Raw genomic sequence first — 12,591 nt, 5'->3', positions numbered from 1 at the left:
CTTTAGCAATTGATGTTTTTGGTATAGATCGCGATTATACTGGAATCAACCTGGTCATTCCCACGGGAACAGCAACAGCTTATGCCACTGCAGGGTGGACAGGATTTAAAACAGTTACAGAAGATGACAGTTTGTTAAGTACTCCGCTATCTAACCTAACAACCAAAATAAGATTTTCGGTCGTTGATGGGTATTTACAACTAGAGGTTCTGGAAGCGGTTAAAATCAGTGAGGTAAACATCTATTCTGTTTTGGGGGCTTGTGTAGCGACCACTAATGAGAAATCGATTAGGGTTTCAACATGGCCAAAAGGAATTTACATTGTTCGTGTTGACACTAACAAAGGCATGATCTCAAAAAAAATAGTATGGTAGCCAACGTGTTTTTCAACGATTGAGTTGTGTTCTTAGTGTTCTCTTTAACATCTGTATGTGCGTAGCCATCAAATCATATTTAGGGTATAGATAAATTCGTCAAATGAAATGTTTCAGCACAAGGGATTGTTACACAGAAACTTTCCCTTTGATTAAGGGGTGAGGATCATACCCTTCAAGAGAGAAGTCTTCAAAGGTGAAATCGAAGAGATTTGTCACGTTCTTGTTCAAGACCATTTTTGGTAGTGGTTTGGGTTCTCTGCTCAATTGAAGTTCGATTTGTTCAAAATGATCGTTATAGATGTGCGCATCTCCAAAAGTGTGTATAAATTCACCAGGTTCCAAGCCAACTACCTGAGCAATCATAAGAACTAATAATGCGTACGAGGCAATATTGAAAGGAACTCCTAAGAAAACATCAGCACTTCGTTGGTAAAGTTGACAAGATAATTTTCCATTTGCAACATAAAATTGAAAGAAAGCATGACAAGGAGGCAAAGCTGCCTTATTGTTGGCTACGTTTTCCGAAAAAGATATTGAGGTGTCTGGCAAGACACTCGGGTTCCATGCAGAAACAATCATTCTTCTGCTGTTAGGGTTGGTTTTTAGGGTGTCAATCAATTCAGAAATTTGGTCAATTTCTTCACTGTTCCAGTTTCTCCATTGGTGTCCATAGACAGGTCCTAAATCCCCATTTTCATCCGCCCAAGCGTCCCAAATTTTCACATTATGTTCTTTCAAATAGCTGATGTTCGTTTCTCCCTTTAAGAACCAAAGCAATTCATGAATAATAGATTTTAAGTGTAGTTTTTTAGTCGTTACCATCGGGAAACCCTCAGACAAATCAAAACGCATTTGATAACCGAAAACACTCTTGGTTCCAGTACCTGTACGGTCTCCTTTTTGTACTCCGTTTTCTTTTATGTGTTTGATTAAATCTAAATATTGTTTCATGATGTAATATTATGGATAAACTTAAAATTGTTTTAAAAAAGTAAGTAGGTTGCTTTTTGTCATTAGATTGTGGAAATCTCGACCATTTATCTTTTGTCGAGTTCATCTCTTATTTTGGCAGCCGTTTCGTAGTCTTCTTTTTGTATTGCGATGTTTAATTTTTTCTCTAATCCTTGAATCGTATCTCCTTGGTATCCTTCAGTTGTTGCTTCTGAAGTGGTTTGATCAACTCCTTCTGTTAGACTTTCTTCGTCCTCCTCAAAAAGTGAATCTGTTTCTTCTTCGTTAGGTTCCGCAAAATTATCTTGGCTTAAAATAATTCCTGCAGATTCTAAGATGTGTTGGTGGGTATATATAGGTGCATCAAAGCGAATAGCCAAAGCTATCGCATCAGAAGTTCTTCCATCAAACACTCTTTCTTCATTGTCTTTTACACAGACTATGTTAGAAAAAAACACACCGTCAATCAGTTTGTAAATGACAACTTCTTTGATGAAGATATCATAGGCTGTGGAAAAGGTTTTAAATAAATCATGTGTCAAGGGTCTAGGAGGAGTAATTTCACTTTCCAAGGCAATCGCTATCGATTGAGCTTCAAAAGCACCGATTACGATGGGAAGTGTTCTTTCTCCATCAGCTTCACTCAAAACAAGAGCATAAGCACCTGTTTGTGTTTGGCTGTAGGAAATTCCTTTGATGTCAAGTTGTATTAGGCCCATTTGTCTTTTTGTTAAACGTTTTCTGCCTTGAACTCCTTTATTTTTTTGGTCAATTCAGGGACAATTTCAAAAGCATCTCCAACAATTCCATAATCGGCAGCTTTGAAAAAAGGTGCTTCAGCATCAATGTTGATGGCAACTTTTGTTTTGGAAGCGTTTACCCCTGCGATGTGCTGAATGGCTCCAGATATTGCAACGGCCACATACAGGTTGGCAGCAACGGGTTTTCCTGTTTGCCCTACATGCTCACCATGAGGCCTCCATCCCATATCAGATACAGGTTTAGAACAGGCAGTAGCAGCTCCTAAGACTTCTGCAAGATCCTCAATCAATTTAAAATTTTCGGCTGTTTTTAATCCTCGTCCTCCCGAAACCACGATATCTGCGTCAGCAATAGAAATTTTACCTGAGGCTTTGTCGATAGCTTCAGACTTTATTGTGGTTGATGACAGATTAGGTTTGAAATCTTCAACGATAGCAGTCGTTGGATTCTCTTTGATTTCAAAAGAATTCTTAGACAATCCAATCACTTTTCGTTCGGAAGTTACGATGGTGTTGCTAAATGCTTTGTTAGAAAAAGCCTTACGTTTTACGGTAAAGGGTTCTATGTTAGTTGGTGCGCCAACAACGTTGGAAACATAGCCAGCATTAAATTTTACAGACAATAAGGGGGCTAGATATTTACCATCAGCACTACTATCTATGATGACAATCTTGATGTTGTTGTCAGATGCTGCCTCGCAGATAATTCCAGCATATAGTTTTGCATTAAAACCAAGATCATTGTCTGATACAGTTATGATTTTGTTTGCACCGTACTTTTCTAACTGCTTGGGTTCCTCTGCATTGATTGTTATTATGGTCAGATCAGATTTTAATTGATCGGCCAGTTCCCTTCCGTAAGAGACAACCTCTAAGGTTGCTTTCTTAAATTTTCCTTCGCTACTATTAGCGTATACCAATACGGACATGTTTATTTGTTTTGTTATGCTTAAATACTTTAAGCATAAGGTTTAATTTAAATTACTTTCGCTTCTTTGTGAAGTAGTTCTATCAATTCATCAATATTGTTAGCATCAATCATCTTGCATGCACTTTTTTCTTCACTTTTCTCAAAACTATCAATTTGAGTGTGAGCAGAGCAGTGGGTTGCTTCTAGAACCGTTAATGGTTTTTTTCTGGCCATCATAATTCCTCTCATGTTAGGAATCTTAAGGTCTTTTTCTTCAACCATTCCTTTCTGACCTGCGATTATTATCGGTGTTTTAGCAGTAAGTGATTCGGAACCTCCATCTATTTCTCTGGTGGCAGTAACGGTTTCATTTTCTATTTCTAATTGCGTACATGCATTTATGAAATCAATGTCTAATAACGAAGCCATCAATCCAGGAACCATTTCGCCATTATAATCACTAGACTCTTTTCCTGCAAGGATGAGGTCGTATCTCTCTTTTTTGCAGATTTCTGCAATTTGTTGAGCAACAAAAAAACCATCAGTGGGTTTGGCATCTATCCTTATGGCTTCATCAGCACCAATAGCTAATGCTTTTCTTAGCGTAGGCTCTGAGCTTGCGTCACCTACATTTACGACTGTAATTTTTGCTCCTTGCTTTTCTTGAAACCAAATGGCTCTTGTCAAAGCAAACTCGTCATATGGATTGATAACAAATTGTACTCCGTTGGTGTCAAATGCTGTCGATTCCTCCTTGAAATTGATTTTAGATGTGGTATCGGGAACATGACTTATACAGACTAATATGTTCATATTGAGTGTTTTATGTGTTTGTAAGTATTTGTAAATAAGACAAAGCTAAGGTAAATTAAATTTTGTAAATATTTTGGTTTAATATTAGAAAATATGATTGTGTTTTTGTTATTTTTGTGGTGTTCAAATAAAGTAATAATACATGAAAACTATACAATTTAGAGAAGCAATATGTCAAGCCATGAGTGAAGAAATGCGTTTAGATGAAAGCGTATACTTAATTGGTGAAGAAGTTGCAGAATACAACGGAGCATATAAAGCTTCCAAAGGAATGTTAGATGAGTTTGGAGAAAAACGTATTATAGATGCACCGATTGCTGAATTAGGTTTTGGGGGTATTGCTGTTGGTTCCACGATGACAGGAAACAGACCAATTGTAGAGTACATGACATTTAACTTTGCCTTGGTAGGGATTGACCAAATCATTAATAATGCAGCGAAAATTAGACAAATGTCAGGAGGACAGTTTCCTTGTCCAATTGTATTTAGAGGACCTACTGCTTCAGCAGGACAACTTGGAGCGACACACTCACAGGCTTTCGAAAATTGGTTTGCCAACACTCCAGGTCTGAAAGTAGTCGTGCCTTCTAACCCTTATGATGCAAAAGGGTTGTTGAAAGCTGCGATTAGAGATAATGATCCAGTTATTTTTATGGAGTCTGAGCAAATGTATGGAGACAAGGGTGAAGTGCCAGAAGGAGAATATATTATTCCTTTGGGTGTTGCTGATGTTAAGAGAAAAGGAACAGATGTAACTGTAGTTTCTTTTGGTAAAATCATCAAAGAAGCATACAAAGCAGCAGAAATCCTTGAGAAAGAAGGAGTTTCAATAGAAATCATAGATTTACGTACGGTTCGTCCAATGGACACAAAAGCCATTATAGAATCAGTTAAGAAGACCAATCGTTTGGTTATACTAGAAGAGGCTTGGCCTTTTGGTTCAGTCGCTACTGAAATAGCGTACCGAGTACAAGAACAAGCATTCGATCATTTAGATGCTCCAATCCAAAGAATTAACACTGCAGATACGCCTGCGGCATATTCTCCGGTGTTGATGGAAGAATGGTTGCCAAATGCTCAAGATGTTATCGACGCAGTGAAAGCAACGTTGTACGTAAAATAGAGCATATAAACTCATAGATCAAAAATTCCTTTCTTGTTATAAGAAAGGAATTTTTTTGTTTGGAGACTTGATTTCCAATAGATGCTAGCAAAAACTGTCGATTTAGAGTTTTCTTTTTTAGACTTCCCTATTTTTATTTGTATTTTTGTTCTTGGAAATTGATTAAATAAAAAACAGAAATGGCATTAAAAATTTTTGGACATAAATCTCCTGATACAGATGCAACAGCATCAGCAATTATATGGTCTTGGTATTTGACTCAGCAAGGTCTAGAAGCGGTTCCTTATGTTTTAGGAACTCCAAACACAGAAGCTTTATTTGTATTAGATTACTGGGGATTTGAGGTGCCCGAAGTGTTGAATTCAGTTTCGTCAGAAGATGATGTAGTAATTGTTGATACAAACAATCCTGAGGAATTGTTTCCAAATATTAATGACTCTAACATTACTCAAATTATTGATCACCATAAACTAGTAGGAGGAATAGAAACAGCTGGTCCCATAGATATTACGATAAAACCCTTGGCGTCCACAGCCTCTGTAATGTATTATATTTTAGGTTCAGAAGAAGTTGAGGATTTACCAAAAGAAATAGCGGGTCTTATGTTGTCTTGTATCCTTTCTGACACCTTGGCCTTTCGCAGTCCCACAACCACAGAAGACGACAAGATGATGGCAGATCATTTGGCTTTTAAGTTAGATATCGATGTGACGGCGTTTGCGACCAAAATGTTTGAAGCTAAATCAGATGTGTCCGCTTTTTCTGACGAGGAATTGATTAAAATGGATAGTAAAAAATATGAAGCAAGTGGGAAAAAGTATCGTGTCTCTGTTCTTGAAACCACAAGTCCAAATATTATTTTAGACAGAAAGGATTCTATTTTATCAGCGATAAAAACAGTAGCCCAGCAAGAAGATTTGGATCAAGTTCTACTGTTTGTAGTAGATATTTTAAAAGAAGAATCTATATTGTTTGTTCCAAACTCCGAAGTAAAACTCATAGCTGAGTCTAAGTTTAATGCTGTTGTAACAGCTGATTTGGTCGTGTTACCAGGTGTTGTTTCTCGAAAAAAACAAATCATACCAGTCTTATAAAAGTGTTTTTTGTTTTGTAGCGTGGCTTTTAGTGGCTATTCAAACAAGAGAATAAGAGCTCAATATCTTTCTCTACTACTGTAGATATTTATACCAACCCTATTTGTTGAAAAAACAAATAGGGTTGGTTTTTGGTCAGGTTTAGAACAATCCATTTGTTTGCGCATTGATACTCTCTATTATTTTGCCCAAGTCTTCAGGATTGCTCTCGTAGTCTAGAGTGTCAACATCAATAATTAGTTTTTTTCCTTTGTCATAAGAAGCAATCCAAGCTTCATAACGCTCGTTTAACCTACTTAAATAATCAATGTTAATCGAGCTTTCATATTCACGACCTCTTTTGTGTATTTGTCCAACCAAGGTTTTGATGTCTGCTCTTAAGTAAACTAATATGTCTGGCGGGGTAACAAGATTCTCCATCAATTCAAATAGTTTGCTATAGTTCTGAAAATCTCTATTGGTTAATAGACCCATTGCGTGTAGATTGGGGGCAAATATTTTGGCATCTTCGTAGATGGTTCTGTCTTGAACAATATCTCTTCCGCTTTGTTGAATTTTTAAAATTTGTTCGAAACGATTGTTTAGAAAAAACACTTGAAGGTTAAAAGACCAGCGTTCCATTTCATTGTAGAAATCATCTAGATAAGGGTTGTCCTCAACACTTTCAAAATGAGCATCCCATTTGTAATGCTTGGATAAAAGTTTAGTCAAAGTTGTTTTTCCAGCTCCAATGTTACCGGCAATTGCTACATGCATAGGGTTAGATTTAGGACATTAAAAGTAATTAATTTTTGGGAATAGAGAAACGGTATATATTGTTCTCTTTAAAAAAATATAAATGGTTATTGACCACTTCGAATTGATTAAGACCTTTGAGTGAACTTAGGATTTTGTTTTTTCTCAGGTATAATGATCCCTCTTTAAGGTAATATTGTGGCGTCAATGATAAAGGTATTTGTTTCTGATTAAGGTATTGGATGTTTTTAGGTCTTGCCAGATAGTTGTATCGAATGAGTTGCCCTTGATCATCAAGAAGGATAGCTTCATTGAGATTTCCTCTCATTTTTAAAATATTTTGTTGAATAGGAATGGAATTGATTTCAGTTTTTTTGGTTTTGAAATTATAAAGTTTTAACATCATGTTGATGTTTTCATACAGCCATATTTTGTCTTGGCCGGCATTACAAATAAACTCTGTGCCAAAGGGGACTTCAAACTCAGTAATATAACTCAATTGATTGTCTAGGCATACAACTTTGTTGAATAACTTGTACAGTATTAATATTTGTAAAGGATTGCTGATGTCAACCAAGTCAGGAGTGCCGTATTTGATGTTTAAGTAATCGTTATTGATGTTGCTTTTGTGTAAGTTACCATTTTGTAAATAGTATATGTTTTCATAGATGTCAACACCCACAAGATCATCTATATCTTCTATTAGTAGCTCTTGACAAAAGCAGTTTGAGGTGAGCAACAGTAGTAAAAACCAAAATTTCATGTTCAAAGATAACCAATTAACTTTAAGGTTATTTTTCATTAAGACAAACGATAAAAAAAAGCCTGCTTTCATAGCAGGCTTTTTTAAGTTAAATGTTATTTAAAGTTCAAATGCTTTTTTAACTTGGTCTACATAGTCTAGCTTTTCCCAAGTAAAAGTTTCTACTTCTTTTTCTATAATTCCTTCGTATGGGGATTCAAATCGAACCGTCTTAAGTTCAGGAGTTCTACCCATATGTCCATAAGCTGCGGTCTCTGAATAGATTGGGTTTCTTAGTTTTAATCTTCGCTCTATTGCAATCGGTCTCATGTCAAACAACTTAGTGACTATTTCTGCAATCTGTCCATCTGTCAAGTTGATCTTACTTGTTCCGTATGTGTTTACAAAAACACCCATAGGCTCTACAACTCCAATGGCATATGAAACTTGTACTAAGATCTCTGTAGCCACTCCTGCAGCCACCAGATTTTTAGCTATATGGCGAGTAGCATATGCAGCTGATCGGTCTACTTTACTAGGATCTTTTCCAGAGAAAGCCCCTCCACCGTGAGCACCTTTTCCTCCATAGGTGTCTACAATTATTTTACGACCTGTTAGCCCAGCATCACCATGAGGTCCTCCGATGACAAACTTACCTGTAGGGTTGATGTGGAATTTGATATCTTCTCCAAATAAATGTTGGATTTCAGGACCAAAAGTAGCTTTCACTCTTGGGATTAAAATATGAATGATGTCTGATTTGATTTTAGCTAACATCACTTCGTCCTCATCAAAATCATCATGTTGAGTAGAAACCACTATGGCATCAATTCGTTCTGGTTTATTGGTGTCAGAATATTGTAGCGTTACTTGAGCTTTAGCATCAGGACGCAAATATGAGATCTCTGACATTTCTCTTCTCAACGCAGCTAATTCTTTTAGTAACCGATGAGAAATTTCTAAAGCCAAAGGCATATAGTTTTCTGTTTCATTGGTTGCGTAGCCAAACATCATTCCTTGGTCACCAGCCCCTTGTTCTTCCTTACTGGCTCTATCAACTCCTTGATTGATATCTTGGGACTGCTCGTGGATCGCTGACAATACCCCACAAGAGTTACCATCAAACTGATATTCACCTTTGGTATACCCTATTTTGTTGATCGTATCACGCGCAATTTTTTGAACATCTAAGTAAGCTTTGGACTTGACTTCACCAGCTAAAACTACTTGTCCAGTGGTTACTAAAGTTTCACAAGCAACTTTAGAATCTTCATCATAAGCTAAAAAATGATCAATTAAAGCATCAGAAATTTGATCGGCAATTTTGTCTGGATGTCCCTCAGAAACGGACTCCGATGTAAATAAATATGACATATCTATTTTTTTTATTTAATAATTTGTTTGCTGAATTGCCTGGCAAGACTAAAGAAGTAAAAATATACTGCTTTAGCTCTTTGTTTTATACTGCTTAAGGTTGTTTGCAGTAAAAGAGGTGGCAATCAGTCAAATCTTTCCCCTTATTCAAGCGCAAAATTATAAAAAAGAAATTGATTACATCTTGATTCTTTTGTTTTTTTAAGTGATGACTACTCCATGTTGATTAAAATACATTTTTTATCTTTGTATTTCATATCAATAAAAAACAAGAAATTAAGATGAGTGATCACAAATTACCAACAGCTTCATTACATGCAGGGCACGATGTAGCAAATACACAAGGAACAAGAGCAGTGCCAATTTATCAATCTTCATCTTATGTGTTTAACAATACAGAGCATGCAGCTAATTTGTTTGGGTTGAAGGAATTAGGTTTTATTTACACAAGACTAAACAATCCAACAAATCAGGTGTTACAAGATCGTTTGGCAGCCATAGAAGGAGGAATAGGAGCAGTAGTTTTTGCTTCAGGGACTTCTGCAATTGCTACAGGATTAATGACACTGTTGAAAGCAGGAGACCACATTGTTGCCTCAAGTAGTTTATATGGAGGAACGTTTACATTGTTGAATGTAACATTACCAAGACTGGGTATTACCACTACATTTGTAGATGCTACCAAACCTGAGGAGTTTAAAGCAGCAGTACAAGACAATACAAGAGCATTTTTTGTAGAGTCTTTAGGAAATCCGAAATTAGATGTTCTAGATTTAGAGGCAATTTCGGAACAAGCCAAAGCAGCTGAGGTTCCTTTTATTGTCGATAATACCGTGGCTTCACCCGCTTTGTTAAACCCTATTAAGCATGGAGCCAATTTAGTGATTCATTCCCTTACAAAATATATTGGTGGGCAAGGAAATTCTTTAGGAGGAGCTATCATTGATGCAGGGACTTTTAATTGGGCGAATGGGAAATTCCCTGAATTTACAGAGCCATCAGCTGGTTACCATGGGTTGGTGTATCATGAGGCATTAGGGGCAGCAGCGTTTACTTTTAAATTGATTTTGGAAGGATTGCGTGATTTTGGTGCTGCACTCAGCCCAACAAATGCTTTTAATATTATTCAAGGTTTAGAAACCTTGTCTGTGAGAATAAAACAGCATAGCACCAATGCGTTAGCATTAGCTACTTGGTTAGAATCTAGAGAAGAGGTTGCATGGGTCAACTACCCAGGATTAAAATCAAGCAACTATTATGATATGGCTCAGAAATACCTGCCTAATGGTCAAAGTGGTTTGGTTACTTTTGGTTTAAAAGGAGGGTTTGATGCAGCTAAGAATTTTACAGATGCTACAAAGATATTTTCATTGTTGGCAAATATTGGGGATACCAAATCTTTAATCATTCACCCGGCTAGTACGACGCATCAACAGTTGACAGTTGAGCAACAAGCGGGAGCTGGAGTCTCACAAGATTTGATTCGATTATCGGTAGGTTTAGAAGATATAGAAGATTTAAAAGCTGATATTGTTCAAGCTTTTGAAAAAATATAGAAATGAAAATTACTAAGGTAAAAAAACCATCACTTTTTGTGATGGTTTTTTTTTGAGAATATCGTTATCATTAGATATAAAAAATAACCTTCTTGATTCAAATCAATTTTTTGTTAGGAATTGGGGGCCTAAATAATCATTTGTGAATTAAATTGGTTATCCACAATATAATTTATAACTTTGCATCAGCTCATTATTATATGAATTATGTTATCCTGAAAGGTAGAGGGAATAGACCCGTTGAAGCCTTAGCAACCCTTTTTAATAAAAAAGTAAAATTTGATAAAAAGAAGGTGCTACGTTCTACCAACCATTGTTGGATAGATAACCCAAGAGCAATTCTCTTACCAAAATCAAGATAACAGTTTATAACTTACCTTTTATTCCTCTTTGGAATAACGGTTTTGTACAATTGAGTTTTTTTTAAATGATATTTAGATTTTGAATAAAAGTATACAACATAGAACCTTAAAAGATTACACTACTTTGCTAGGGGTATATTATGCAAGTCTTGAACTTTCTTACGAAGTTTTCGGACAACCGTTGCATACAGCTCCTATTGTATTGGTCAATCATGCTTTAACAGGTAACTCTGATGTTGCAGGAGAACATACGGGTTGGTGGAAAGGTATTGTATCTAAAGGGAATCTTGTCAATACGGATACTTACACCATCATCTCCATTAATATACCCGGAAACGGATATGACAATAAACCTGAAAACTTAATAGAGGACTATAAAAGTTTTACCGCGAGAGATGTGGCTCATTTGTTTGGTATTTTATTAGAGGATTTAGGGGTTACCAAGTTACATGCAATTCTTGCAGGCTCCTTAGGAGGGGGAATCGCATGGGAGATGGCAGTATTGTTTCCAGATTTAGCGGATTATATTATCCCAATAGCATCTGATTGGAAAGCATCAGATTGGATTTTGGCGCACAACAAAGTTCAGGAACAAATTCTAACCAATTCAAAAAAACCAGTTCATGATGCGAGAATGATGGCAATGCTGTTTTACAGAACGGCGGCATCATTTAAAGAGAAATTCAGTAGGACTCAGAATGAAGCCTTAGGGATATCAAACGTAGAAAGCTGGTTGTTACATCATGGTTATAAATTAGAACAAAGATTTGAATTGAAAGCTTATCAAATGGTAAATCACCTGTTAAGCACTTTGGATATTACTTCAGAAAGAGGAACGTTTGAAGAAGTAGCAAAGCAGATCAAAGCAAAGATTATTCAGGTAGGGATAGATTCTGATTTCTTTTTTGTGCCAGAAGAAAATAGAGAAACCCAAAAAGTTCTAGAACAAGCTGGTATTGATTCTGTGTACAAAGAAATAAATTCTATTCATGGACATGATGGCTTTTTGGTAGAAGATGAGCAGTTAAAAGATTTATTAAAAGACGTATTTTAATGTATTGTTTACGGATTGAAATGTTTGTCAAATTTTAGACAGATAGTTTTAATTTAACAAATAAACCTCAAAAGATGAAAGTATTAAAATTTGGAGGAAAGTCATTGGCTAACGGAGATGGAATAAAAAGTGTTATTTCTATCCTTCTCAATAAAATAAAAAATAAACAGCAAATTATCGTAGTTGTTTCTGCTAGAGGAACAGCTACCGATGATTTATTTGAGCTTTTAGAATGTGCTAAAAAAGGCGAAGATTACAAGTCGTCTTTTGAGGATTTTAAAAAAAATCAAATAGCGCCTTTTGCTTCTATTGATTTTTCAGAAGAATTTTCTTTTTTAGAGAAGATTTTCGAAGGGGTTAGTTTGTTGGGAGATTACAGTTTGAAAATAAAAGATTTAGTCACCTCTTACGGGGAATTAATGGCTGGGAAATTAATGACGGTATTGTTACAAGACCATGGCTTAAACGCTCAGTATACAGATTCTAGAAAATTATTTAAGACGGATAATGTTTATGGTGAAGCTAATTTGTTAGATGAAATTACAGAAGAGAACACCAAAAAATATTTTAGAGAAGTAGATTTGTCAGTGGTGGTTCCAGTGGTTACAGGTTTTGTTGGGTCAAGTCTAGACGGTGAGACCACCACTATAGGACACAATGGTAGTAATTATTCTGCTTCTTTGATTGCGGGGTTTTTAAATGCAGACGAGTTAGAAAATTACACAATTGTTGATGGGAT

12 protein-coding genes, 1 pseudogene and 1 riboswitch are annotated in these 12,591 nt (G+C 36.0%); of the genes and pseudogenes, 6 read left to right on the top strand and 7 right to left on the bottom strand.

The window, feature by feature from the left end:
- Window positions 1-374 (top strand): T9SS type A sorting domain-containing protein (locus ABF281_RS03625; RefSeq protein WP_347180339.1); only part of this gene is annotated, 374 nt, incomplete at its 5' end.
- Between the two features lie 129 nt (window positions 375-503).
- Here ABF281_RS03625 and ABF281_RS03620 read toward each other — a convergent pair.
- From ABF281_RS03620 to ABF281_RS03605, 4 genes are all read right to left on the bottom strand, one after another.
- Window positions 504-1,328 carry a thymidylate synthase gene (locus ABF281_RS03620; protein WP_347180338.1) on the bottom strand — a complete coding sequence of 275 codons (825 nt, stop codon included), beginning with the start codon at window positions 1,326-1,328 and terminating at the stop codon, window positions 504-506.
- Between the two features lie 86 nt (window positions 1,329-1,414).
- The gene (locus ABF281_RS03615; protein WP_347180337.1) at window positions 1,415-2,047 is read right to left on the bottom strand and encodes a bifunctional nuclease family protein; all 633 of its coding nucleotides are present in this window, start codon (window positions 2,045-2,047) and stop codon (window positions 1,415-1,417) included.
- A gap of 11 nt (window positions 2,048-2,058) precedes the next feature.
- A complete protein-coding gene (locus ABF281_RS03610; protein WP_347180336.1) occupies window positions 2,059-3,018 on the bottom strand; it encodes an electron transfer flavoprotein subunit alpha/FixB family protein in 960 nt (319 codons plus the stop codon).
- A gap of 47 nt (window positions 3,019-3,065) precedes the next feature.
- Window positions 3,066-3,812, bottom strand: a complete 747-nt coding sequence (locus ABF281_RS03605; protein WP_347180335.1) for an electron transfer flavoprotein subunit beta/FixA family protein — start codon at window positions 3,810-3,812, stop codon at window positions 3,066-3,068.
- A 142-nt stretch (window positions 3,813-3,954) separates the two neighbouring features.
- On the opposite strand from ABF281_RS03605, the gene ABF281_RS03600 reads away from it, so the two are divergent.
- Window positions 3,955-4,935 carry a pyruvate dehydrogenase complex E1 component subunit beta gene (locus ABF281_RS03600; protein ID WP_347180334.1) on the top strand — a complete coding sequence of 327 codons (981 nt, stop codon included), beginning with the start codon at window positions 3,955-3,957 and terminating at the stop codon, window positions 4,933-4,935.
- Window positions 4,936-5,114: 179 nt separating this feature from the next.
- Window positions 5,115-6,029, top strand: coding sequence for a manganese-dependent inorganic pyrophosphatase (locus tag ABF281_RS03595; protein ID WP_347180333.1), 915 nt, complete (start codon window positions 5,115-5,117; stop codon window positions 6,027-6,029).
- A gap of 141 nt (window positions 6,030-6,170) precedes the next feature.
- Here ABF281_RS03595 and ABF281_RS03590 read toward each other — a convergent pair whose 3' ends face one another.
- From ABF281_RS03590 to metK, 3 genes are all read right to left on the bottom strand, one after another.
- Complete coding sequence (locus ABF281_RS03590) at window positions 6,171-6,785, bottom strand: deoxynucleoside kinase (protein ID WP_347180332.1); 615 nt, start codon at window positions 6,783-6,785, stop codon at window positions 6,171-6,173.
- Between the two features lie 28 nt (window positions 6,786-6,813).
- Window positions 6,814-7,527 (bottom strand): hypothetical protein, encoded by a 714-nt coding sequence (locus ABF281_RS03585; RefSeq protein ID WP_347180331.1) that lies wholly within the window; start codon window positions 7,525-7,527, stop codon window positions 6,814-6,816.
- 99 nt (window positions 7,528-7,626) lie between these two features.
- Entirely contained in the window at window positions 7,627-8,880 is a 1,254-nt protein-coding gene (gene metK / locus ABF281_RS03580) for a methionine adenosyltransferase (protein ID WP_347180330.1), read from the bottom strand.
- Window positions 8,881-9,161: 281 nt separating this feature from the next.
- Here metK and ABF281_RS03575 point away from each other — a divergent pair, with 281 nt between their 5' ends.
- The 3 genes and pseudogenes from ABF281_RS03575 to ABF281_RS03565 form a co-directional block, all read left to right on the top strand.
- Window positions 9,162-10,436, top strand: coding sequence for an O-acetylhomoserine aminocarboxypropyltransferase/cysteine synthase family protein (locus ABF281_RS03575; protein ID WP_347180329.1), 1,275 nt, complete (start codon window positions 9,162-9,164; stop codon window positions 10,434-10,436).
- Window positions 10,437-10,643: 207 nt separating this feature from the next.
- Window positions 10,644-10,767, top strand: a riboswitch (SAM riboswitch).
- 110 nt (window positions 10,768-10,877) lie between these two features.
- Window positions 10,878-11,852 carry an alpha/beta fold hydrolase gene (locus ABF281_RS03570; RefSeq protein WP_347180328.1) on the top strand — a complete coding sequence of 325 codons (975 nt, stop codon included), beginning with the start codon at window positions 10,878-10,880 and terminating at the stop codon, window positions 11,850-11,852.
- A gap of 74 nt (window positions 11,853-11,926) precedes the next feature.
- Window positions 11,927-12,591, top strand: a pseudogene (locus ABF281_RS03565) (bifunctional aspartate kinase/homoserine dehydrogenase I); the annotation flags it as partial.

This window comes from Wenyingzhuangia sp., from assembly GCF_039768515.1.
Classification (GTDB): Bacteria; Bacteroidota; Bacteroidia; order Flavobacteriales; family Flavobacteriaceae; genus Wenyingzhuangia.
The sequence above is the reverse complement of the archived record's forward strand: the minus strand, read 5'-3'. Positions and strand labels throughout refer to the sequence as shown.